General features: G+C 42.3%; 19 protein-coding genes and 3 pseudogenes. 15 read left to right on the top strand and 7 right to left on the bottom strand.

Annotation, left to right across the window (positions count from 1 at the left end; translation table 11 throughout):
• Nucleotides 1–115: 115 nt before the first annotated feature.
• Entirely contained in the window at nucleotides 116–1,378 is a 1,263-nt protein-coding gene (locus V7K48_RS02305; protein ID WP_335069210.1) for a molybdopterin molybdotransferase MoeA, read from the bottom strand.
• A 93-nt stretch (nucleotides 1,379–1,471) separates the two neighbouring features.
• Between V7K48_RS02305 and V7K48_RS02300 the strand changes: the two are divergent.
• The 6 genes and pseudogenes from V7K48_RS02300 to V7K48_RS02275 form a co-directional block, all read left to right on the top strand.
• A pseudogene (locus V7K48_RS02300) lies at nucleotides 1,472–1,678 on the top strand (metallophosphoesterase family protein); the annotation flags it as partial.
• A 108-nt stretch (nucleotides 1,679–1,786) separates the two neighbouring features.
• A pseudogene (locus V7K48_RS02295) lies at nucleotides 1,787–1,900 on the top strand (metallophosphatase); the annotation flags it as partial.
• A 1,011-nt stretch (nucleotides 1,901–2,911) separates the two neighbouring features.
• On the top strand, nucleotides 2,912–3,469 hold the full coding sequence (locus tag V7K48_RS02290) for an RDD family protein (RefSeq protein WP_335069208.1): 558 nt from the start codon (nucleotides 2,912–2,914) through the stop codon (nucleotides 3,467–3,469).
• A gap of 43 nt (nucleotides 3,470–3,512) precedes the next feature.
• The gene (rpmG, locus tag V7K48_RS02285; protein ID WP_196524501.1) at nucleotides 3,513–3,707 is read left to right on the top strand and encodes a 50S ribosomal protein L33; all 195 of its coding nucleotides are present in this window, start codon (nucleotides 3,513–3,515) and stop codon (nucleotides 3,705–3,707) included.
• Between the two features lie 2 nt (nucleotides 3,708–3,709).
• Nucleotides 3,710–3,925 carry a 30S ribosomal protein S18 gene (gene rpsR, locus V7K48_RS02280; RefSeq protein WP_012411240.1) on the top strand — a complete coding sequence of 72 codons (216 nt, stop codon included), beginning with the start codon at nucleotides 3,710–3,712 and terminating at the stop codon, nucleotides 3,923–3,925.
• Between the two features lie 115 nt (nucleotides 3,926–4,040).
• Complete coding sequence (locus V7K48_RS02275) at nucleotides 4,041–6,101, top strand: ribonuclease catalytic domain-containing protein (RefSeq protein ID WP_335069206.1); 2,061 nt, start codon at nucleotides 4,041–4,043, stop codon at nucleotides 6,099–6,101.
• Nucleotides 6,102–6,484: 383 nt separating this feature from the next.
• On the opposite strand, the gene V7K48_RS02270 is transcribed toward V7K48_RS02275, so the two are convergent.
• The 5 genes from V7K48_RS02270 to rpmI all read right to left on the bottom strand — a co-directional run bounded on the left by V7K48_RS02270 (nucleotide 6,485) and on the right by rpmI (nucleotide 10,764).
• On the bottom strand, nucleotides 6,485–8,482 hold the full coding sequence (locus V7K48_RS02270) for a primary-amine oxidase (protein ID WP_335069204.1): 1,998 nt from the start codon (nucleotides 8,480–8,482) through the stop codon (nucleotides 6,485–6,487).
• A gap of 233 nt (nucleotides 8,483–8,715) precedes the next feature.
• Entirely contained in the window at nucleotides 8,716–9,240 is a 525-nt protein-coding gene (locus V7K48_RS02265) for a tetratricopeptide repeat protein (RefSeq protein ID WP_335069202.1), read from the bottom strand.
• A gap of 122 nt (nucleotides 9,241–9,362) precedes the next feature.
• Nucleotides 9,363–10,178 (bottom strand): transporter substrate-binding domain-containing protein, encoded by an 816-nt coding sequence (locus V7K48_RS02260; RefSeq protein WP_335069200.1) that lies wholly within the window; start codon nucleotides 10,176–10,178, stop codon nucleotides 9,363–9,365.
• A 12-nt stretch (nucleotides 10,179–10,190) separates the two neighbouring features.
• Nucleotides 10,191–10,547 carry a 50S ribosomal protein L20 gene (gene rplT, locus V7K48_RS02255; RefSeq protein WP_069069781.1) on the bottom strand — a complete coding sequence of 119 codons (357 nt, stop codon included), beginning with the start codon at nucleotides 10,545–10,547 and terminating at the stop codon, nucleotides 10,191–10,193.
• Between the two features lie 19 nt (nucleotides 10,548–10,566).
• Nucleotides 10,567–10,764: a 50S ribosomal protein L35 gene (rpmI, locus tag V7K48_RS02250; RefSeq protein ID WP_335069198.1), complete on the bottom strand. Its 198-nt coding sequence runs from the start codon at nucleotides 10,762–10,764 to the stop codon at nucleotides 10,567–10,569.
• 115 nt (nucleotides 10,765–10,879) lie between these two features.
• On the opposite strand from rpmI, the gene V7K48_RS02245 reads away from it, so the two are divergent.
• The 5 genes from V7K48_RS02245 (at nucleotide 10,880) to V7K48_RS02225 (ending at nucleotide 14,485) form a co-directional block, all read left to right on the top strand.
• Nucleotides 10,880–11,434: a GrpB family protein gene (locus V7K48_RS02245; protein WP_335069196.1), complete on the top strand. Its 555-nt coding sequence runs from the start codon at nucleotides 10,880–10,882 to the stop codon at nucleotides 11,432–11,434.
• 409 nt (nucleotides 11,435–11,843) lie between these two features.
• Complete coding sequence (bchB, locus tag V7K48_RS02240; protein ID WP_334972859.1) at nucleotides 11,844–13,370, top strand: ferredoxin:protochlorophyllide reductase (ATP-dependent) subunit B; 1,527 nt, start codon at nucleotides 11,844–11,846, stop codon at nucleotides 13,368–13,370.
• A 153-nt stretch (nucleotides 13,371–13,523) separates the two neighbouring features.
• The gene (locus V7K48_RS02235; RefSeq protein WP_335069194.1) at nucleotides 13,524–13,898 is read left to right on the top strand and encodes a hypothetical protein; all 375 of its coding nucleotides are present in this window, start codon (nucleotides 13,524–13,526) and stop codon (nucleotides 13,896–13,898) included.
• 15 nt (nucleotides 13,899–13,913) lie between these two features.
• Complete coding sequence (locus V7K48_RS02230) at nucleotides 13,914–14,270, top strand: hypothetical protein (protein WP_335069193.1); 357 nt, start codon at nucleotides 13,914–13,916, stop codon at nucleotides 14,268–14,270.
• Between the two features lie 26 nt (nucleotides 14,271–14,296).
• Nucleotides 14,297–14,485 (top strand): hypothetical protein, encoded by a 189-nt coding sequence (locus V7K48_RS02225; protein ID WP_335069191.1) that lies wholly within the window; start codon nucleotides 14,297–14,299, stop codon nucleotides 14,483–14,485.
• A gap of 183 nt (nucleotides 14,486–14,668) precedes the next feature.
• On the opposite strand, the pseudogene V7K48_RS02220 reads toward V7K48_RS02225, so the two are convergent.
• A pseudogene (locus V7K48_RS02220) lies at nucleotides 14,669–15,469 on the bottom strand (IS5 family transposase).
• A 310-nt stretch (nucleotides 15,470–15,779) separates the two neighbouring features.
• Between V7K48_RS02220 and V7K48_RS02215 the strand changes: the two are divergent.
• The 4 genes from V7K48_RS02215 to V7K48_RS02200 all read left to right on the top strand — a co-directional run bounded on the left by V7K48_RS02215 (nucleotide 15,780) and on the right by V7K48_RS02200 (nucleotide 23,900).
• A complete protein-coding gene (locus tag V7K48_RS02215; RefSeq protein WP_335069189.1) occupies nucleotides 15,780–16,001 on the top strand; it encodes a DUF4327 family protein in 222 nt (73 codons plus the stop codon).
• A gap of 313 nt (nucleotides 16,002–16,314) precedes the next feature.
• Complete coding sequence (locus tag V7K48_RS02210) at nucleotides 16,315–16,509, top strand: hypothetical protein (protein ID WP_335069187.1); 195 nt, start codon at nucleotides 16,315–16,317, stop codon at nucleotides 16,507–16,509.
• A gap of 786 nt (nucleotides 16,510–17,295) precedes the next feature.
• Nucleotides 17,296–21,174 (top strand): PAS domain S-box protein, encoded by a 3,879-nt coding sequence (locus V7K48_RS02205; protein WP_335069185.1) that lies wholly within the window; start codon nucleotides 17,296–17,298, stop codon nucleotides 21,172–21,174.
• 311 nt (nucleotides 21,175–21,485) lie between these two features.
• On the top strand, nucleotides 21,486–23,900 hold the full coding sequence (locus V7K48_RS02200; RefSeq protein ID WP_335069183.1) for a sucrose synthase: 2,415 nt from the start codon (nucleotides 21,486–21,488) through the stop codon (nucleotides 23,898–23,900).
• The last annotated feature ends 226 nt before the right edge of the window (nucleotides 23,901–24,126 follow it).

The raw sequence follows: 24,126 nt of genomic DNA, 5'->3' as shown, positions 1-24,126 counted from the left end.
GGAAATAAACAACCTATTCCAAATCAACAAAACGCTTATGCTGTATTCATTTTGACTTTTGACTTCTGCCTTGCGGTACTAGCCCCTTTCCCTAGTAGGGAAGGGGAATACTACTTCAGCTATCGATTTTCAAAACTTGCACCTCTTGTTGTGGGGAAATTAATGTTTTATCCACAGGTAGAACAGCTAAAGCATTGGTTTGAGCTAAATTAATTAAATTGCCAGAACTATGACTACCACCCGCTTTGTGAAATTCGTAAACTCCATTAATTAAATGCAATTTACCCCAAAGGTAAGTTTCACGCTTGCCATCCGATCGCAACTCATCATGTGATCGCGCTTTCAAAAATACTGCTTCCCAACCTTCAGTAATTCCCGAAAGTTTCTTGATTGCTGGTAGCACAAACCGCCAAAATGTCACCAAAACAGATGCAGGGTTTCCTGGTAAACCAAAATAGAGGGCTGAGTGGGTAGAGACGCGATTAATCGCGTCTCTACTGGGGAAAGTGGCGACAGTGAGGGGTTTTCCTGGCCTCATTTCCACAGCCCGAATGTGGATTTTTGCTTCTAATGACTCTAGAATTTTGTCAACATAATCATAATCTCCCACTGAGACACCACCAGAAGAGACAACTATATCAGCGATCGCAACGGCGTGGGCAATGACTTTCTCCAGAGCAACTGGATCATCTTTCACAATGCCTAAAATTAACGGTTCTGCACCACTTTGTCTCACTAAAGCTGCCAGCGCATACTGATTAGAATCCACAATTTGCCCTGGTTGCAACGGTTGATCAACTGTCATCAACTCATCACCAGTGGAAAAAATTGCCACACGTGGACGGCGGTAAACACTTAATTGCGGACATTGTGCTGCTGCCAATACGGCAATTTCTGGGGCATTTAACTTAATTCCTGCTGGTAGTAGTTGTGTTCCAGCTTGATAAAAAGATGCTTTGTGTCTGATAAATTCTTGCGGTTTTGGTGCAGCCAGGATAAATACGCGGTTTTCTTCCCGACGTGTTTTCTCTTGCATGACTACAGTATCCGCACCTGCTGGGATCACCGCACCTGTGAAAATCCTTGCTGCTTGCCCTGGTTGAATCGTAGACTTGGGTTGATACCCAGCCGGAATATTTTCAACAATTTCTAAAACAGCTGGTTTTTCGCTGCTAGAGTACTGTACATCTTCGTAGCGAACTGCGTAGCCATCCATTGCCGAATTATCCCAATGGGGAAAATCTAACGGACTGGTGACAGGCACTGCCAAAATCCGACTATCTGCTGTCAATAAATCTACAACTTCTGTATCCCGTTGATGATCCAACGGTTGTACTAAATTTAAAATAATTGCTTCTGCATCGCTGACTGATAACATAGCGATCGTCTCCGACTTTTTACCTTAATCTCTGTAAAGTAACAGTTAGTAACTTTATGAACAAATATCCTAAGCCACAATTCCTAAGTGTTACCCGGAATGGACAAACCGAATGCTACTTATGTAATTTATGATACGGATAGTCAAGAAGTCAAACTGCGGGAAGTACCTTACGACTACCAGAAAACCTGTGCGGCAATTATTGAAAAAGGTTTGCCTGCAATTTTTGCTTGGCGTTTAATGCATGGGTTGGAGTATGCAGAACGGGCGGATGACCCAACTCATGTTTGTACAAGGTAATTTTTCTTCCTCTGCGTACCTTTGCGCTGACTTTGCGTAGCCTTCTCCTTCAAAGACGCTACACGAACGGCAAGCCGCAAAGCGTCTACCTCTGCGTTTCCAAAAAATATGAATAAATGGGCTATTTTAAGCGGAATTGAAGGTAATTTAGCGGCTTATGAAGCTGTGATGGCAGATATTAAGTGTCAGGGTAATAGCGTAGAAGCTTTGTATATTTTAGGCGTCAAAGCCAGGGCAAGTCTATAAAATCCAAATCTGGGGTTTAAGAAAGCCTAGCAATAGGGAGGAATACTACAACCAGTTCAATATTAGAGATGCGAAATGGCACTGGCCTGTACTTTGTACCGCTTTGCAGAAAGTGTCTCTAAGTGGATTATTGCGATGGGCTGTGCCCCACCATAGGCGATCGCCAGATGTTATAATTATTGGACATTATCGCAATAAATCAAATTATTGGTTAGATTATTTTTATATAAATGCTATCAAATCCAATATCAGCTTTTCTTGTGTGAGATTCATTGTCACACATGTTTTTCTGATTTAACCAAATCCATCAAAGTTAAATGAGGCTAACAAGATCAAGATAATTGTTGCTTTTAATGTCAATAATTATATTTCATGACTTTTAGCTTATTGAGATATATTTTTAATATACTCATAATGCTTTTGACAGTTTCACGCAAAAGTGCAAAGTGTCTGTTGCAGAGTGGCTATCTAAGTTCTCCGTACCCCTACGAGGAAGCAAGCTACGTGTAGCGTTACCGTAAGAGAAAGGGACTCGCAAGCAAGATAGGTACAAAGAATATTTGATTCCTAAATTTAACAACGCTAATAATTAATTTAAATATGAGTCACTGCCCTTGCTGTAATGGAAAACTATTGCGTCATGTTCGCAGTAGTAAAATTTACTGGTTTTGTCTCGATTGTCGGCAAGAAATGCCAGAGATGAGTTCGGTAGTTGATCATAAATCCCTATCTGCCACAGTATTATCAGCAAAAATCAGAGGAAAATCACGCTGATGTTGGTGATGAAAGTACCTCTATAGCTTATAAGTTGATACTACTTTGACATCGTTGAGGTGTTTCTTGAGTCATGCAGTTAGCAGTTACACAAATTTCTGTTGGCTGGTTTTTGTTTGTTAAAAGCCCAGCAAGTACCTCAATCCTGACCTTAATATTAAAAACAGGAGCAATCATTATTTCCCAACCCCTAAATAAAAATACCTGTTTTGTATGACAATCGAACGAGTTCCCCAAAAACACTATCCCAAGGCTGATATTGGGCGGCGAAGTATGGCATTGGGGCTTGATTTCCTTGCTGTCTGGTTAGTCAGTTCCCTACTGGGAAGCAGCGATATCGGGATTCAATTTGTTGAAATCTTAGTTTTCGTAATACTTTGGCTGGTTTTGCGGGTGCTGTTGGTATATAACAATCAAGGGCAAAGTTTAGGGCGTTGGGCGTTCGATTTAAAGGTGTTGTCAGTTGAAGATGGGCAAGTAATGAGCAGAATTCCAGATTTGCCCTCACTGTTGAAGCGAGAAGCGATCATCGGCTTGGGCGCCCTTTTAGTGTCAATTGCCCTGAGCAATATTAGAGCCAATCCCACTGCTATACTGCTAATACTTCCCCTAGCAATTGATTGTGGTACTGCCTTGTCTGATGCTCAGATGCGGCAGGCTTTACACGATCGCTATTGTGGAACTTTCATCGTTTCGTCGCGTCGTGGCTACTCGCTCGATATAAAAATCAAAAGATTAGTTGAAAATATGCGGCGGAATGTGAGAAGATAGTCATTTGTGTTAATTCTCTTCAGGCTTTACTGTTTGTAAGATTATGGCTAAGAGTAAAGGTGCCCGCATTATTGTGACACTAGAGTGTACCGAATGTCGGACAAATTCAAACAAGCGTTCTGCTGGTGTTTCACGTTATACCAGTACCAAGAATCGCCGCAACACTACAAATCGGCTAGAACTGAAAAAGTTCTGCACCCACTGCAACAAACATACCGTTCACAAGGAAATTAAGTAGAGATGAGTTATTTCCGTCGTCGCCTTTCTCCGATCAAACCAGGAGAACCAATCGATTATAAAGATGTTGATTTATTGCGTAAGTTTGTCACCGAGCGGGGTAAGATACTGCCACGTCGGATTACTGGGCTAACATCTCAGCAACAGCGAGAGTTGACATTAGCAATTAAACGTTCGCGGATTGTGGCTTTGTTGCCATTTATCAATGCAGAAGGCTAAAAAGAGTGATGAGTAGAGACGCGATTAATCGCGTCTGTACGGAGTTAAGAATCAAAACTTCTAACTTCTAACTTAAAACTATTTAAACTGTTCACCAAATTAAAGTGCGAGAGTTGTGGAGAAGGGGACGCTAGTTGAATTTAGGGTTCAAGGCGATCGCCGTCTGGGCATCGTAGAACGTCCAGACGGTAAAACCCGCTGGTTTGTGGTAGACGAACGTGGTCAATCCCACAGCCTCGCGCCTAGACAAATAACCTATACAGTTACTAAAGAGACTTACAAGCCCTCTGAGATCACCAGCTTTTTGGAGCAAGTCAAGCCTTATTTAGATCCATCTAGCTTGGAAGTAGCTTGGGAATTACTATTTGAAGATGGGGAAACTGTCACCCCAGATCAAATGGCGAATCTGCTATTTTCAGAATTAGCCGCGCCTCATTGTTACGCCGCCCATTGCTTGTTATCAGACGATAAACTTTATTTCAAGCAAAAAGGAGACGCTTACGAGCCGCGAACTGCTGCTCAGGTGGCAGAACGCAAGCACCAACTGGAAGTAGAGGCACTAAAAGCTAAGGGACAGCAGGAATTTTTAATTCGTGTAGAGCAGGCGCTCAAAGGTGAAGTGGTAGAGTGGGGCCGCCACGATCGCCAGCGCTTAGAAGGACTAGAAAAATACGCAGCGCTGATTGCTGACACTGTGCGGACGGGGGTAAATTATGACTCCTTGGCTCGCGCTTATCCGCCCAGCGCTCCAGTATTAGAAACTATGACCATGCTGGGACGGCCCACAACACCCCAAGGAGCCTTTCAACTGTTGGTGGATTTGGGTTACTGGAGTCCTTATGAAAACTTGTTCCTGCGTCGTTCTTCAATTCCGATTCAGTTTCCTAATAAGGTATTAGAAGTGGCGCAACAGCGTTTGGATTTCCCGCCGATTGACTCAGATACAAACCGCCTGGATCTGACTCACCTGAAGGTCTATACCATTGATGATGAAACTACCACAGAGATCGACGATGGTCTGAGTTGGGAAGTACTCCCCGATGGACAGGAACGCCTATGGGTGCATATTGCCGATCCTACTAGATGGTTAGTGCCGGAAGATGAATTAGATTTGGAAGCCAGAAAGCGGGGTAGCACAGTCTATTTACCTACGGGGATGATTCCCATGTTCCCAGAAGTATTGGCAACTGGGCCAATGAGTCTGATCCAGGGACGGATTTGTTGCGCCCTCAGTTTCGGGATTGTTTTAGGTACAACTGGGGTAGTAGAAGATTACAGCATTCATACCAGCTTGATTAAGCCGACTTATCGCCTCACCTACGAAGATGTAGATGAAATGCTGCAATTACGGGTACAAGCAGAACCAGAAATTGCTGCGATCGCCACTTGGGCACAGCGGCGCAAAGCTTGGCGTTACGCCCAAGGGGCAATTAGCATCACTATGCCGGAAGCGACGATCAAAGTCAAAGGTGACGAGATCAACATTGACATTTTGGACGATTCTCCATCGCGGCAACTAGTAGCGGAAATGATGATTCTTGCCGGTGAAGTTGCGGCTCGTTATGGTAAAGCTAATAACATACCTTTGCCCTTTCGTGGTCAACCACAACCAGAATTACCTCCAGATGAAGAATTGCTCCTACTTCCAGCCGGATTCGTTCGCGCTTGCGCTATGCGTCGTTGTATGCCCAAGAGTGAAATGAGCATTACGCCTTTGCGTCATGCTGGTTTGGGCTTGGATACCTACACTCAAGCAACCTCTCCCATCCGCCGCTATAGTGACTTACTCACCCACTTTCAACTTAAAGCCCATTTGCGGGGTGAAGTTCTGCCATTTTCTGCAGAACAATTAAAAGAAGTAATGATGACTGTCACCGCCGTCACCCAAGAGGTGACGATGGTGGAACGGCAAACTAATAGATATTATGCTCTAGAGTATTTACGCCGTCATCCAGAGGAAACTTGGGATGTGACAGTGTTGATGTGGCTGCGAGAAGACAGCAACTTAGCCCTAATTTTGTTAGAAGATTTGGGCTTGCAGTTGCCAATGACTTTCAAACGTTCTGTGAACTTAGGCGAACAGATATTAGTGAAAGTTAGCCACGCCGATCCACAAAAAGATATGATTCAGTTTCAAGAAATAATTTATCAAGAAGCCCAAACAGCAGCGAATTAACTAATTCGTAATTATTAATTAGGAATTATTTTAACCTTGCTCCAACTACTTTCTGATTTTTCACGGTATAGCGGCTGCCATCCTGCTTTACCTAATACTGCTCGGTTAAGAAAATTTGTCGGTTAGGTTGAACATTCGTGTTACCCAACAAACCCTGGAAAATGTTGGGTTACCCTGCGGGATCTTGCTACGTTCCTCAACCCAACCGACACATTTCTTATTTTTTAGGCAAAACCTACGCAGTATTGCTCCTTTACACCCTATCTCTGGTGGAGTCGAGCTTGTTCGGGTAATTTACGGGGTGAGGGACATTGAAAGTCTCTTCAAGCGAGTGTTTTGCTACCTGCAAAGAGCAATATGGGAGCTGGGGAACAAGAAAAAGACTAGTTTACATGTATCGGCTCAGGCAAATTGATGGCGGGATTACGACTAAAGAATCCTCTAGGGACTATCTTAAATCCAACTTGATGAACAGGCATCACAGGCCAATCTTCCGATCGCGGAATATGAGTTATGCCCATTGTGTACCACAGTACGATATCTTCACCCATCAAGGACTCATCGTCTGCAATATATTTTGGCAAACCCTGTCCGGGCTGAGTCTGGTTTGGATAATCTCCCCCAGCATAGAGTTCAGCAGATTTATATTTTGTTACCCAGACGTGGTGAGTCGCAAATTCTGCTCGTTGACGAATTTTCGAGCCTTCCACTGGGAAAAATATGGAGTTTCCACCAGGCATTAGCATATATCCAGGTGCAGCCCCTAAAGTATTCTTTTTGTCTGCACTAACAATCATCCATTCCCGACTGCTTTTCATATCTAAATCACGCACAGCAGCAGTTTCTTTTGTTAGTGGGGTTTCTGCAAGTGCGATCGCATTTCCTAAAGGATTTTTCTCATCCATCGGCAAAGCTTTCACATTCATTTCCATCACAGAATTAGCTTGACCATCTACATCGAAATCTAGGCGGTAGTTGAAAAAGTGTTGGTGATTTACTCCAAAGATATTCTTAGTGATTAGCTGACCATAGGAATTATCTTCAGATTGCTTTTGGGCAGCCGTTCCCTGCGCCAGTACGATACCCGTTAATTCATTTTGGACTTCCAAAGTCCCATCCTGGTGAAAGATCCAATTGAGGCTGTAATCATAGTTATCAATGGCCGCAGTCATCGTCATGACTAGTTCTCGACTGCGACGGACATCATTGCGCTGAGAATTATACTCATAGTGCTTCCAAAGCATTCCGTTATCGCGCTCGTAGATACCGATAACCCCTGGCATTACATAAGGTTCTCCCTGCTCATTAGCAAATACTGCATTTAGCAACAGGCCGTTTTCGGGAATTTCCTTACTTAACTCCATTGTATTTGCTAGCAAACCAAGGTTATATTCTCCAACATCAAAGGCATTCCTAAATGACCAACTAGGCTCAGGATCGCCGTAAGGAACTACCATCTCCGATAGGCTAGCGCGGTATAAAACTGGTCGGATATTTTCCCCGTCTTTGTGCATCACTTGGTACAGCATTAATCCATTCCGAGGATGCATTAAATAGCGAAACTTCCAACCTTGCCAGCTAATTTCATTGTCTTTGATCTGGAAATTTGCACCATTTGGTTGGAGAATCTTTAACGTTTTAAGTGGTGAAAGTAATTTGCCCAAGGACTTTACATCGTAGTTCCAGTTTTCCTTAGAGAAAGGTACATTTCCTCTGTCAACAAAACTGGCGATTTTACCCGTGTTCAAATTGACTGTTGCTACGACTCCTTCAATCGGGCTACCATAATAGTTCCAGCTTTTACCCTTGTAGTAAGATAAGCTCCGACAAAAACGATTACCTGTTGCTTCTTCCTGTTGACTCAAGATTCCTGGTGCCCACGAACTGATTTTGACTTGATCGAAATCAGTAATTCCCCGCCTTTGCATCGCTTTTTGCCATCGGGGATCGGCTTTGACTACCTGAATTGCCAGTTCATATTCTGAATTGACGATCGCAGGTTGGACAGACGGTATTTCTTTCCAAGAACTTAAGCTTTTGCTTGTTAGATCAACAATTCCCTCAAAGGTTTTGTTTTGCGATCGCTCATAGATTACCAAAAAAGCTTTTCGCTGGAAGACTTTACCAGGTATAAATTTCAGAACTTCTTCTTTATCTGGTTCTTGTAAAGTGATCAGTGGAAAAGCTGCCATTTCGCTCAAAGTTTTTTCTCTTTTGATCACCGAAACAGCTGTGCTAATTTCTGCCTCTGTTAGTGAAGTGAGAGGATGGGAAATCGAAGGCTGTTGAGCCATTAATTTCCCCATTAATCCAAGCGAGAGAGAAATGACGACAATAATGGGAATAGCTAGCCACAAAAAACGCCTTAGCCGCTTAATCATCTTTTACATTCTTACAAAAGACGTATAGTTATCTATTTCTAAGCCGAAGCCTGAAACCCGATAAATTAAGCAAGCTAAAGCTAAATTAATTTGCTAATAGTTGGGGGGACTGGAGACTATAGCGCTTTTCGTTTGTATACAATACACACTGACTTCACTTCCATTCCTCTCTCTCCTTTGAATCTTACTCCCCAACGCTAGTACGGAAGGGGCTGTTCTTGTTAGTTCTTAATTTACGCAGAAACCAAACGGCGTAAAGATTCAGCCCGGCGTTTAGCGATAGAGTTATTTGGAGCAAATTTTAGTGCTTCTTCGTAACTTTGTAACGCCTGAGTAGTTAACTTTTTTTTCTCGTAAGCGTGACCGAGGTTATTCAACCCTGTTACGTAGTCTGGTTTAGATTTTAAGGCTTCTTTATACTGACGAATTGCTAAGTCATATTGCTCTTGGGTAAAATAAACATAACCTAGACCGTTGTAAATAGGGGCAATATTTTTTTCTTCCTCTTCATCGGCAGCTTTGAGAGCTTTTTGAAACAGCGCGATCGCTTGGGAATACATTTTTTTGTCTGAATAAATACTGGCTAACTCATAATATTCTTGAGTCGTACCCTTTTCTTTTTCTAACTTCTTTCGCAATCTTGCAAAGGAGCCTTCAATCTTGCGAGTTTTGAAAATCTGGCGAAAAACACCCACGGCTGCAATTGTGAGTATTACCACCAAAATTGAGAGATAAACAACGGCTAGACTGTTATCCATTGCTGCAAATATAAATATTAAAAGTTGCTTCTGTAATCTATTATTAGCTTATTGGGGATAAGGCAGATAAAGATAATGATCTTAATTCCAAACTCCTGTACAGACGTGATTAATCGCGTCTCTTATGGTAAACCCCAATATTGAGAGCGTTGCTGGAGCCAACCTTCTTCTAAGTAACGAGCGATCGCTTGATTTACATTTCGTCTTAATTCATCGTACTGCAATCCCTTGGGCATAACTACAGACAAGGGTTCAGTTGATAGCTTAGTTGGTAGTAGCCGATATTGGGGATATTGTTGCACCCAACCGCTCAGAACGCTAGCATCTGCGGCAAAGGCTACGGCGGCATTACTTTCTATTTCCTCTCGCGCTTCGTCATAGGAATTTGCTCCTACTAACTCGGCATTTGGCACATAGAACCGCACTTTTGCAATCGTGCTGGAGTTATTCAGTACGGCAATTTTTTGTTTTGCCAAATCACTCAACTGCTGGATAGAGGCATCTTTTGTAACTAATACAGTGCCATCCAAATAGTAAGGAACACTGAAACTAACTATGCGGGCGCGTGAGGAGGTTGCTGTTACCCTAGCGATCGCAAAATCAACTTTCTTGTCTAACACTACAGACAGGCGATCGCGATTCGCTACTGGTTTCAATTTGACAGCCTCTGCTTTCCCAACCAAATCAGTTGCCAAGCGTTGTGCCAAGTCTATTTCCAAGCCTTGCAAATTGCCACTGGCATCTTTAAATCCCAAGGGACGCAAGTTATCTTTAACTGCAACAGTTAAATAGCCCCGCTGCTGAATTTCTGGCATTTCGGCGGCAGATGCAGTTAATCCTGTCCCCACTATGCAAAAGCAAAAAATCCAAAAAATAGTGGCGGATAATACTAGATGTAACCGAGTAATTACTTGACATCTGTTACATCTGTTATCCATCCGTTGCCACCTTTATCCTTTAGCTTGATTTGCCAATTCAGCAACTTTGCCGAAGCTAGCTGGATCTAGGACTGCCAATTGCGCCAACATCTTGCGATTTAGTTGGATATCAGCTTTTTTCAAGTTACCGATCAACTGGCTGTAGCTCAAGCCGTGTTGCCTTGAAGCAGCGTTGATGCGAGTGATCCAAAGGCGACGAAAATCGCGCTTTTTCTTTTTGCGATCGCGGTAGGCACTCCGTAGTGCCTTCATCACTTGTTGGTTAGCAGTTCTAAACAGAGTTGAGTGGGAACCGCGAAAACCCTTAGCTAGTTTGAGAATTTTGTTGCGGCGCTTCCGAGCTACATTACCGCGTTTTACCCGAGTCATAACTTATTTCCTAAAATACTTACAAATATGGGAGCATCAAGCGCACGTTAAGTTCATCGCGTTCATGTACAAGTGTACTCTGACGCATGCTACGCTTTTTGTCAGAAGATTTGTGCTCTAAAAGGTGGCTTTTGAACGCTTTACGACGGACGATTTTGCCGGTACCGGTGGCACGGAATCGCTTTGCCGCAGCTTTACGAGTCTTTAGTTTAGGCATGGTCTAGCTTTGATTCGACACGATCCATTATTATATACTATAAAAATTGCTCTAATGGCAATTAAATAAAGGATTTAACCAACTACTTTAGCAATAGATAAAATTAATTTCACCGATGGATGAAGTAAATATAGTCGAATATGACCCACGGTGGCAGACCTTATTTGCACAAGAAGCCGAGCATATTTGGCAGGCACTAGGCAATGACTTAGTTGGGGAAATTGAACATATTGGCAGTATGGCAGTCCCAGGAATGGCAGCTAAACCAGTTATTGACATCATGGTAGGAGTACGTTCCTTAGTAGATGCAAAATCTGCTGTTCCGAGATTAGAATCTTTGGGATACGTTTATTGGCATGAAGATCCATATCCTGGACGGATGTTTTTTGTAAAAGGAATGCCGCCATACGGAAAGCAACGGACTCATCATGTTCACATAGTCGAGGTGAAGAGTGAATTTTGGGAACGCAAGCTATTTTGCGACTATCTGAGAAGACATCCTGAAGAGGCGAAACGATATGAAGCTCTAAAACGTGAATTGGCGGCAAGTTTTCGGAGCGATCGCGAGGCTTATACCAACGGTAAAAATGATTATATCCGAGCTGTGATGTCAAAAGCACGGTCTGAAGATATCGGAAAAATCACTTTTGTCAAAGCGACTTCCAAATAAAAAATATCCCAAAACTGACGATAGTTAAGTGCGGGTATAAACAGCATCAATAAAATAGCGTCATCATTGTCCGAAGAAAATTATTGTGGAGAATTTGTAGGTAACTTTTATAAATTTGATACTGGTGTCCAATGCATCACCCCAAATTGAAAACAAATTTACCGAAAAATTAAGATTTATTTAAATAAAACAACAGTCATATTGTTAAAATCAGAAGCTAGATCCCAATCAGTAACTAGGTTTGGGTGATGCCTACGCCTACGCACCGCAGGTAAAACCCTTACAACTCTTCACTTCATTAGGGATACAAGTTTTGAGACAATCAGAAACGATTTAATAATAATCAAGCACTTATAGTCCACTTTTATCGGACTCCGTGTTATTTCTGTTGAAAAGGGAGAACACAAACATGAAATTGGCTTACTGGATGTATGCTGGGCCAGCCCACATCGGCACTCTGCGAATCGCTAGTTCTTTTAAAAACGTTCATGCGATCATGCACGCCCCCATTGGCGATGACTACTTTAACGTCATGCGCTCCATGCTATCGCGGGAGAGGGATTTTACTCCAGTGACAACCAGTGTTGTTGACCGCAACGTTTTGGCACGTGGTTCCCAAGAGAAGGTGGTTGATAACATCACCCGCAAAGATGCCGAGGAACACCCGGATCTGATTGTGTTAACTCCCACCTGTACTTCCAGCATTTTGCAAGAAGACTTGCACAACTTTGTCGAACGGGCGCAGTTGGAAGCAAAAGGAGACGTAATGCTGGCGGATGTGAACCACTACCGCTACAACGAACTGCAAGCAGCCGATCGCACTCTCGATCAAATCGTCCAATACTATATAGAAAAAGCCCGGAAGCGGGGCGAATTGGCAGAGGGCAAAACTGCGAAGCCTTCGGTTAACATTATCGGTACTACCACCCTTGGTTTCCACAATAATCACGACTGCACCGAACTGAAACGGTTGATGGCTGACTTGGGGATTGAGGTAAATACCTTAATTCCCGAAGGTGCTTCGGTGAATGACTTGAAAAAGATGTCCAAAGCCTGGTTTAACCTGGTGCCTTACCGTGAACTCGGTTTAACCACAGCTCGTTACCTGGAAGAACAATTCGGCACACCTTATATAGACATTACTCCAATGGGTGTAGTGGAAACTGCCCGTTGTATTCGCAAGATTCAGCAGGTAATTAACGCTCAAGGTGCAGAAGTTGACTACGAAGACTTCATCAATGAACAAACCCTGTATGTCTCTCAGGCTGCTTGGTTCTCTCGTTCAATTGACTGTCAAAACTTGACCGGCAAAAAAGCTGTGGTTTTTGGTGACAACACCCACGCCGCCGCCATCACCAAGATTCTGGCGCGAGAAATGGGGATTCATGTTGTTTGGGCTGGAACCTACTGCAAATATGATGCAGACTGGTTCCGCGAACAGGTTAGCGAGTATTGTGATGAAGTGCTAATCTCCGAAGATCATGGTGCAATTGGGGATGCGATCGCTCGTGTGGAACCCTCTGCCATTTTCGGCACTCAAATGGAACGCCACGTCGGTAAGCGCTTAGATATTCCCTGCGGCGTAATTGCTGCACCAATCCACGTCCAAAACTTCCCCATTGGTTACAAACCATTTATGGGTTACGAAGGTACTAATCAGATTACAGATTTGATCTACAATTCCTTCACTTTAGGAATGGAAGATCACCTGTTAGAAATCTTCGGTGGTCATGATACCAAAGAAGTAATTACTAGGGGAATTTCTGCTGATTCTGATTTGAATTGGACAAAAGATGGTCAAGCAGAATTGAACAAAATTCCTGGATTTGTTCGCGGGAAAGTGAAGCGTAATACTGAGAAATTTGCGCGCGATCGCGGTTTCAAGGAAATCAACGCTGAGGTGTTGTACGCTGCCAAGGAGGCTGTAGGCGCGTAGATTTGAAGGTTGATTGAGAAGATTAAGGGGTAAGGATTTGTTGAGGATCTTTACCCCTTAATTCTATTCACTAAAAGGCTTGAGAAGCAAATTGAGTCTGAGATAATATTAAATTTATTATATAAATTATTATTTAAAATAACCCAATTAAATATGAATCAAGACACAGCGGCATTACTTGCGGCGCTCCTTGATGCTGGCATTAAACACAGTCCTGAGAAAATTGTGCGGATTGCCAAACAAACTGATGGCAAAATCATATTTTTAGAAGAGGGAAATGCGGAAGCAGGACTGCAACATATATTGGAAGAACATTCTTTAGAGTTTGCAGATCAGGAAATCGAGCCAAACCAGATATCAGATGCAATTATCACCGCAGTGACCCAAGGTAAAATAATTGGTTATCAAGGAAGAAAAAAAACTCGCACTATTTATGAAGTTAATTTTAATGGCAAAACCCAATACATCTGTGTGACTGTAAGCGATAATGGATATATAGTGGGCGCTAATCCCAGAACTTCCTCATAATTCGGTGAAGTGACTATGGCAGAAAAAATCAAACTCATGGCTGATTATGGATGCTACCCGCTATGGTGGACTAGTTCCGATAAAGCTGGAGATATTGATCCAGAGATAATGCCATTAAGTCAAGAAACTATTAGCCGTTTGGAAAAATGGGCAGAAGTTTATGATGCAAAGTTAAACTGGGAAGATCCTAATTCTTCAGGTTTTCCCAGTTTAGAGGCTAAAATGGCTTTTGAAGCAGAAGGAATTAGCTTGTGGAAGCGACTGCAAAAAGAACTTGCACCCAACTATGAAGTTTTCTATTTCAGTGAAACATTACGTAAAGTTGTAACTGATACTAATGAATTAGACTCTTTGCGTACTATCTATGCTTAACTGATAGTCCACGAAAAAATTAAGCAATGACAACAGCTAGTTTATTTCAGTGGGTAGAACTGAAGCACAATATTCCTAATAGTCCTGTAAAAGCTGGCGATAGAGGGGTTGTGTTGGATCATCTGCGTCCTACTAAAACTCAGCAAGAGCCAGGATATATTTTAGAAATCTTTAAAGACAGTGAAACTCTAGATGTTGTTTCTGTGCCTATTTAAATTTAGATTCCTCATGTTTGAAATATATGATTTTTTGGAAAGGCAAAAAATGGTTAGCCAATTAAAAACGCTCGACTTGAAACAGCTAGGAGAACAAACGGATTTTAAAGAACTAGGAGAACAATTAGATGAATTAAAAAATAAAATTAATAAAAATAAATATTAGAGGCTGTTTGTAAATGATTATGAAGTAATCAAAGAAGACTTTGCCAGTCGTTTCAACATTAAACGAATCATGACTGTATAAATTATAGATTCGCTCATTTTTGGTAAAAGTTCATAATCCTTGCTAAGGCGACGGTATTGGTTCCACCACGCAAATGTACGTTCGACAATCCATCGCTTAGACAATACTTGAAATCCCGGCTGAGTACGACAAATCACATCAACTTTGGCATTACATAATTGCTGAATCACGCGCTCAATGTTCTTACCACTAAAGCCTTTATCAACTCTTCAGGACAACTAAATCAAGAGTGGCTTCTGCGGCTTCCATGACGACGGCTGCACCTCCTAAACGTTCTGGACAATTAGCTTCTGTGACGATAACTGCTAGCACTAGTCCTAAAGTATCAACAAGAATAAAGCGTTTACGTCCCTTTACTTGTTTTCCACCGTCATAACCATATATCTCCCTTTTTTTTCTGCGGTCTTCACTGATTGACTATCAATGATCGCAGCAGTTGGATCTTCTTTTTTATTCATGCTTTCACGAACCTGGTGTCGTAATTGTGTGTGAATTCTTTGCCACACCCCTAAACGTTGCCAATGGCGAAAATAGTTATAAACGGTTTGCCAAGCTGGTAAGTCATGTGACAATGCACGCCACGTACATCCCTCGTGCAGAACGTAGAAAATTCCATTGATGATTTCTCGTAAATTTACTTAACGGCGACGACCAATGGGTTGTGAACCGGGAAGCAAAGGCTCTATAATTACCCATTCTGCATCATTTACATCACTTGAATACGCTTTGTGTGTCATTGTTTAGACCACTACTCTATTGCTTCAAAATCAATTTTCATTTCTAGTGATCGCCTTACTTTACTCTCTTTACATTTCTTTAGAGATAGCCTCTAATGTCTTGATTCTTCATAATTTTAGCCAATTTTATTTGATAAGTTTAAGGGAGAGTCAATCGATTTTGGATTTTGGATTTTGGATTGAAAAAGATCACAAGGGTACTTGGTTCTGATAGCGCAGCGTTATCGGCTTTTCTCCAATCTAAAATTGCTAGTCAAAGCAACTATTGTTTTGATTCTTAATTCCTTGATTGAAAACAAAGTAACGACCTATGAACACTACAGTTAAATACGGCATTGAGGTTATTAAGGAAGAAGCATTTCAACTTGTTAAAAAAGGACTTGTTAACCGTCAGCAACCAATTTATACCCTCTGTAAATATATTCTTCATCGTGACTGGGTTAATTTTGAACTGGAGTTAGAAAAAAACGAATTCCTACTCAGAGATAGAATTATCGACTTACTGAATCACGAATCGTGGGAAGAAGATTGAGGCTGTATTTAGAAGCTGAACCCTATTAGCAGGATTCCAATAAAATCAAAATTACAAATTAATTTTTCAGTACTAAAAACCCTCGAATTAGGTCGGGGGTTATAAATAATAGATTATTAAAGTAATAAATCTTGATGGATGGGTTAGGTGGTTGAAAAGAGGAGAGAACCACCATAAGCGTAGCAATATTTTTCTGTTAAAGGTGAGAGGGAGAGGGAGAGGAAGGTGCATTGGTGTCAACTTAACATAAAAACCAGTCTAGACTGAGCTTTGAGAGATTGCCTCAAGAAGAAGTCTCCGACTGGGAATGCCTATGGGAGGCTTTGCCTCAAGACTTGCGGCAGAGCCGCCAGGTGCAGCATTTCCAGCCTATGACTGGAAACGAGGTTTCAGTCGCTTCTCCTCAGTAAGCTTGCTACTTACTACTTGCTTCTTTGTTCGCGGAGCGTTCCGTAGGGAAGGAGTACAAGTTAGTCAGGAAACCCGCTATTATCCCATTTCTTTGTGAAGCTGCGTCAAATTTTCTTGGCTTCTTATTTCTTTCTTTGTGTCCAACTCTTCTCTACGAGAGGCTGCGCCAAGGAGAGGCTGCGTGAATGCGGTTTATTCCTCATATATGGCGCATCTTCATACAGAATTGGTATTTGACTTTTCCCGTTATCTTCTTGATGGAGCGATGTCTACGATGGGCTACGTCTACGCTTACTATACCCCTAGGCTAAAGCCCTATTCTCTCGCAATTTATTGTCATTAAAATTAATTTGTTGAGAATAACACATAGTATGAAACTTTTACTATTTCGTTGTTTCACGACTTAACGGGAAAAGTCAGAATTGGGATTAGCACCTGGCTTACCTCCTGCCTTGTTTCTTGAAAGTCTTGCTGGATGTTTATCAAGAAAGCCGAAAGCACGAACCTCCTGGCGACGTTCAGGAGCAAGGGTTTAATATTTTCACTTATCAATTAATTGCAAAGATTTCACACTAATAAGACTACTAAGACTACCAAGACTATCAATTAAGGTAATCTCTTAAGATAACAGATCATCTATCTCTAATTTGACAATAGAATGATTTTGGCAACTGTAAAATTCTATTTACTTCCTAACTTAGTGACTAACTTGCATTGTGTCCCCTGTATTAGGTCTTGTAAGATTTATAGGTGGTATTTATCAATATATTTGCTTGATTTTATCTGACAGTAGAGTAATTTATGATTTTCAACAGTTTACTTTCTTTAGCTTCTGCTACTTCGTCCTGATATCAATAAAATCATTATAATTGACGAATTAACTATGCGATTAAACGATCAGCTGATTAACTTACCTAGCTTAAATCATGTTATTAATCGTTCGCCATTAACGATTAACCCTGATAGTTTTGTAGTCGAAGCTATTGTCTTGATGAGTCAGGAAAGATGTACTAATTATGTACCTAGCAGTTTAAATTCCTCATTAGATTTAAACCCTGAAAGTCAACCATTAACTGGGTGTATCTTAGTTACTGAAGGGACAATTCTATTGGGTATTTTTACAGAGAAAGACGTAGTTAAGCTTATAGCTTCTGGAATGGACTTATCCACGATGACAATAGCTGAAGTAATGACGCAGCCAGTCGTCACCCTTAGACAATCAGATTCTCAGGATATTTTCATCGCTTTATCGTTATTACGTCAGCATCAGACTCACTATTTGCCTGTTTTGGACGATCGCAGACAATTACTAGGAATTGTCACCCAGACTAGCTTGCTACAAGCCTTTGACATGATAAAAATGGTTGGGGTCGTCGAAGGCTTGCAGCAATATTTACAAAAACCCGCAGATGAATTCAGGCAGATTAATCAGCCAATTGAGATAGAGCGAGTCCGCTGCCAAACTCAAAATCACCTAAAGCTCTGGGTTGAGGCACAATCGGCTGAAATCATGCAAGTTAATCAGGAACTTCAGCAAGCCCTCGAAGAACTCCAGGTAGTGGAAGAAGAACTGCGTGAACAAAACGAAGAGTTGGCCGTTGCCCGTGAGCTAGTAGAATTGGAGCGCCAGCGTTACCAGAATTTGTTTGAGTTCGCTCCAGATGGTTACTTGGTAACTGATGCAGCAGGTACTATCCAAGAGGCTAACCGAGCAGCAGCAACCTTGCTGGCTGTCCGCCAAAAATATTTGGTAAACAAACCATTAATTTTATTTATTGCTCAACAAGATCACCAGGCTTTTACCATTCGACTAAATAATAGGCAGCAGGAACAGGAGTGGGAAGTTTACCTAAAACCACGGGAAGGTAAAACTTTTCCGGCTAGTATCAGAGCCGCTGCCATGTACGATTCAGAGGGTAAGCAAGTTGGCTGGCGCTGGTTACTCTGCGATATTAGCGACCGCCAACAGGCAAAGGAAGCACTGCACCAAGCTTACGAGGAGTTAGAAAAACGAGTGGCAATACGGACAGCAGAACTTGTTATGTCCAACGTCCTTTTGCAACAAGAAATTACTGAACGCCAACGCGCTGAGGCAGCATTACGGCAAAGCGAAAACCTTTATTGCCAACTCGTAGAAAGCCAAACTGACATAATTATCCGCATTGATTTGCAAGGCCAGATTACCTTTGCTAATCTGGCTGCTTGTCAAACCTTTGGCTGGAAACAAGATGAGTTTTGTGGTCAGTCATTTTTCCAGTTCCTTCATCCAGATGATTTGCCTGAATTGATGGAAGATATGACAACTTTAGGATCTTCATTCCCTACCTTGACTAATCGTGAGCGACGTGAATTCACAGTCAATGGTATCCGCTGGTTTCAATGGAATACGATCACAATTCATGATCACAAAGGAGAGCTTGTTGAAATACAAGGGGTAGGTAGAGATATTACTGAACAGCAAGCAGCGCTACACGAACGCCAACTTGCAGAAGTTGCACTGCGCCAAAGCGAGAAGAAATTTCGTACTTTTGCCGAAAACAGCCACGCAGTTATCTGGATTAGTAGCGCAGATTCATTCCAGCCCTTGTACATTAGTCCTGCTTATGAGACAATTTGGGGTTACTCTCCCCAGACTCTGCTTGAACACCCAGATTCTTGGCTAGACAATGTTCATCCAGACGATCGCGATTGCGCCACCCAACAAATTGAGCAACTGCTTAGTGGTAGTCAATTTATCTCAGCAGAATATCGGATTTTGCCATCTGATGGATCGGTGCGCTGGATTTGGAATCGAGGCTTTGCTGTCTATGATCAGCAAGGAAAAGTTGACTACTATGGTGGCATTAGCGAAGATATCACCGAGCGCAAACTGGCCGAAGAGTCACTGCAAGAAAGTGAAGCGCGATTGAGTTTAGCTTTGGAAGCTGGCGAAATGGGTATATGGGATCGCAACCTGAACGCCAATACTAGTATGTGGTCTGCCAATATGGGGCCACTTTATGGTCTGCCGAGCGGTACCTTGTGTCCAACCATAGAAGGCTATCTTAATTTAATCCATCCAGAAGACCACGAATCTGTGGCTGCGAGTATACCTCGCATGATTGCCGAAGGAAGGGAAACTACAGATTATCGAGTTGTCTGGCCTGACGGCAGCCTACACTGGTTAAACTGCAAAGCTCAGGTCTACTATAATGAAATTGGTGAGGTGATCAGGATGATCGGCACAAATAGAGATATCACCGAGCGCAAGCTGGCGGAACAAAAAATCTCCGAACAAGCCGCTCTACTTGATATCGCCACCGACGCCATATTAGTTCGAGATTTTCAGTCTCAAACCTTATTCTGGAATAAAGGTGCAGAGCGGATGTACGGTTGGCTTTCTACAGAGGTTATAGGAAAAGACCTCCAGGAGATTTTGTACCCAGCAGGAACTCAACAACTGAAAGTACCGCTAAAAAGCGTAATTGAGAGTGGCTCTTGGCAAGGTGAGTTATCTAAAGTTACAAAATCCGGTAATAAAATTGTTGTGGAAAGCCGCTGGACATTGATGTGTGATCCTGAGGGAGAACCCAAATCTATCCTTACTGTTGACACTGACATTACCGAAAAGAAACAACTTGAAGAGCAGTTTTTTCGCACTCAGCGCTTGGAAAGCCTTGGTACCCTTGCAGGTGGTATTGCCCACGACTTGAACAATATATTGACACCAATTTTGGCAGCAGCTCAATTGCTACAGGGAAACTTTTTCCAAGACGAGGAGCATTCTGGGCAATTGATGGCACTTATAGAAAGCAACGCCAAACGCGGAGCAGCTTTAGTAAAGCAAGTCTTATCCTTTGCGCGAGGATTTCAAGAAGAGCGGACAATTATCCAAGTCAAGTACCTGATTTCAGAAATTATCCAAATTGGTAAACAGACATTTCCCAAATATATTGAATTTTCCACGGTTATCTCAGAAGACTTGTGGGCGATCGCTGGGGACACCACACAACTGCATCAAGTGTTGATGAATTTGGTAGTAAATGCCCGTGATGCTTTACCAGATGGCGGCAAGATCAAAATTTCTGCGGAAAATAAGTTTATTGATGAAGCTTATACCCGAATGAATCTCGATGCCAAAGTTGGGCATTATATTGTGATTACCGTTGCTGATAACGGAATTGGGATACCACCAGACATATTAGATAGAATTTTTGAGCCATTTTTTACTACAAAAGACATCAATGCAGGAACGGGACTCGGACTTTCAACAGTGGTTGGCATCATTAGAAGCCACGACGGTTTTATCAAAGTGTCTAGCAATGTTGGTGGAGGCAGCAAATTTGACCTATTCTTACCAGCAGTGGAAGCAACCCAAGCGTTCACCAAACAAGAGCCGGATCTACTCCCAGGACAGGGAGAATTGATTTTAGTTGTAGATGATGAAGCTCAAATTTGTGAGATTGCCACAATCATTCTAGAAAACCATAACTATAAGATACTCACTGCCAGTGATGGCATAGAGGCGATCGCACTCTATGCCCAACACAAGCATCAAATCAATGCCGTATTGATGGATATAATGATGCCGGAGATGGATGGAATCACTGCTATTCGCACCTTGCAAAAAATGAATAAGCAGGTTCAAATTATTGCCTGTAGCGGATTGAACTCAATGGAAGTTTTTGCTCAAGCTACTGATGCTCATGTGCAAGCAGTTTTATCAAAACCCTATACGGCCAGAGAATTATTGAAAAGTTTACACCAATTATTCAGAGGCTAGCACCGCAAGGCGGAAGTCAAAAGTCACTCATTCAAAAGTCAAAAGTCAAAAGAAATACAGCGTAAACTGAGATCCTTTTGACAGGCGAATTCCAGAATCTTTCTCCCCCTGCTCCCCTGCCTCTTCGGTCAAGGGGCGTAGCAGAAGAATAACAATGCCCAATGCCCTAATCCCATAAACTTGCAGTGTTTCATCCCAAAGCTAGACGCAAAGGATTTTATAGTTATTTACCATTATGGGGGAAATGGACCTCACAGAACTGGAGAGAAAAATGAGGTCATGACCTAGCTAAAGTTCTGGGATTCCTCATCATGTACGAACTAGTTCAAGCTGTCTTCAACGGTGATGAAAAAACTGCTCTGCATCAGTTGATTTATGCGTTGAGTGCTTCAGGTAAGCGTTACTTCCTGAGAAATGAGATTTTGCTCTTCTTTGCCGACTACTGTCATCAATCCCAAAAGCCAGCCTATTTTTATTACTCTTCTTCTATTGGCAAACTGATACAGTACACCCACGAAATAATTTTTGAAGAGGAAAGTATTTGGTTCGTGGTTCGACCCAGAATTGCTAACCAAGAAGTTTGGAAACTGACAGCCGACTTTGGTAGGTTCGAGCAGATGACGCCTCAAGCGCTGTTAGATGTGAGAGATCGCCTAGTCAACCGCTACCAAAATCACATCCTCGAAATCGACCTTCACCCCTTCTATGAAGGTTCTCCAAGAATCGACGACCCCAGAAATATTGGTCAAGGTTTAGCCTTCCTCAACCGTTACCTGTGCAGTCAATTGTTGACTGACCCTCAATATTGGGTAGAAATGTTGTTTCAAGCATTACATAGGCTGGAATACAATGATATTCGCCTGCTGTTGAGCGATCGCATTCCCTCAGGTATTCAGTTAGCCAAACAAATTAAGCAAGCGCTAAAATTCCTGAGTGAGCGTGAACCTAATGAACCCTATGAAAAATTCCGCTTTCACCTCCAAGAACTCGGCTTTGAGCCAGGTTGGGGTAACACTGCGGCGCGAGTTTCTGAAACCCTAGAACTCCTCGACCGACTCATTTACTCTCCAGAACCTGGCATCTTAGAAGCATTTGTGGCACGCGTCCCTGCTGTTTTTCGCGTCGTTCTGATTTCCATCCACGGCTGGGTTGGACAGGAAGATGTTTTAGGACGAGATGAAACACTCGGTCAAGTTATCTACGTCCTCGAACAAGCTCGCAGCTTAGAAAGCGAACTGCGTGAACAAATCAAACTCGCTGGTCTCGACCAGCTAGGTATTAAGCCACATGTAATTATTCTCACCCGGCTAATCCCTAACTGTGAAGGGACATTTTGCAACCTGCGCTTAGAAAAAGTCCAAGATACTGAAAATGCTTGGATATTGCGCGTTCCTTTTGGTGAATTCAATCCAGAAATCACCAACAATTGGATTTCTAAATTTGAGATTTGGCCTTATTTAGAACAATTTGCTGTAGATGCAGAAAGAGAATTACTAGCTCAATTCCAGGGCAAACCTAATCTGATCGTTGGCAATTACAGCGACGGTAATTTAGTGGCCTTTCTCCTATCTCGCCATCTGAAAGTTACCCAGTGCAACATTGCCCATTCTTTGGAAAAACCTAAATATCTATTTAGCAATTTATATTGGCGAGATTTAGAAGACCAATATCACTTTTCGGCACAATTCGCCGCCGATTTAATTAGCATGAATGCAGCCGACTTCATTATTACATCGTCCTACCAAGAAATTGTCGGCACACCTGACACCATAGGTCAATACGAGTCGTACAAGTGGTTTACGATGCCGCAATTGTATCATGTGGTTGATGGGATTGATTTGTTTAGTCCTAAATTTAACTTAGTGCCACCGGGAGTAAATGAAAATATTTTCTTTCCCTATAGCCAAAAAGAACACCGATCTAACCTTGGCACACAAGTCCACGACTTACTATTTAGCCGCGAAGACTCCCAAATATTAGGTCACTTAGATAACCCTAATAAGCGACCAATCTTTGCTGCTGCTTCAGTTACTTCAATCAAAAATCTAACTGGGTTAGCTGAATGTTTTGGTCAGAGTCAAGCGTTGCAAGAGCATTGTAACCTGATCCTCTTAAGTAGTAAACTGTATCCAGATGAAGCTACAAACCCAGAAGAAGCAGAAGAAATCCAAAAACTTCACGATATTATTGATCAATATCATCTCGATGGCAAGATTCGCTGGGTGGGGATGCGTATCCCTAGCAGCGACCTCGGCGAAGCCTACCGGGTAGTTGCAGATTCTCAGGGAATTTATGTCCATTTTGCCCGCTTTGAATCCTTCGGGCGGAGTATTTTGGAAGCCATGATTTCTGGCTTGCCTACTTTCGCTACTCAATTTGGCGGTTCTTTAGAAATTATCGAGAACCAAGAAAACAGATTTAATGTTAATCCTACAGACTTAGAAGGAACAGCAAAGAAAATTTTAGACTTCCTTGACCAATGCGATACTCATGCTGAATACTGGCACGAAGTATCAGAATGGATGAGTCAGCGAATTCATCACAAATATAATTGGCATTTACATAGCAATCAATTACTACTGCTTGCTAAAATGTTTAGTTTTTGGAACTTTGTTGCTCCAGAAAATAACGAAGCCAGAGATCGCTATATGGAAACCTTATTTCATCTCATTTATAAACCCAGAGCCGAAAAGATTTTAGAAAAGCATCTGGGGCGCGGTGCTTAGGGAATAGTGAGTAGGGAGTAGGGAGTAGGGATATGGGCAAGATGGGAGAGAATTAGAACTCCGTTCATCCACCTCAGATACTCATTCATCGATTTCAAAGACTGATTAACGGAGTTCAATTAAAATAGGACTTACGCACACTCTACGATTCTTCTCTACCAGAGGCTGCGCGAACGCGTAGCGTTCCGTTGGCGCAGCGTCTCCAAGAGTTGGAAAGGCGCTCTTC

It is taken from the genome of Nostoc sp. (assembly GCF_036919615.1).
In the GTDB taxonomy this organism is placed as follows: domain Bacteria; phylum Cyanobacteriota; class Cyanobacteriia; order Cyanobacteriales; family Nostocaceae; genus Nostoc.
This window is presented reverse-complemented; position numbering and strand designations above follow the sequence as displayed.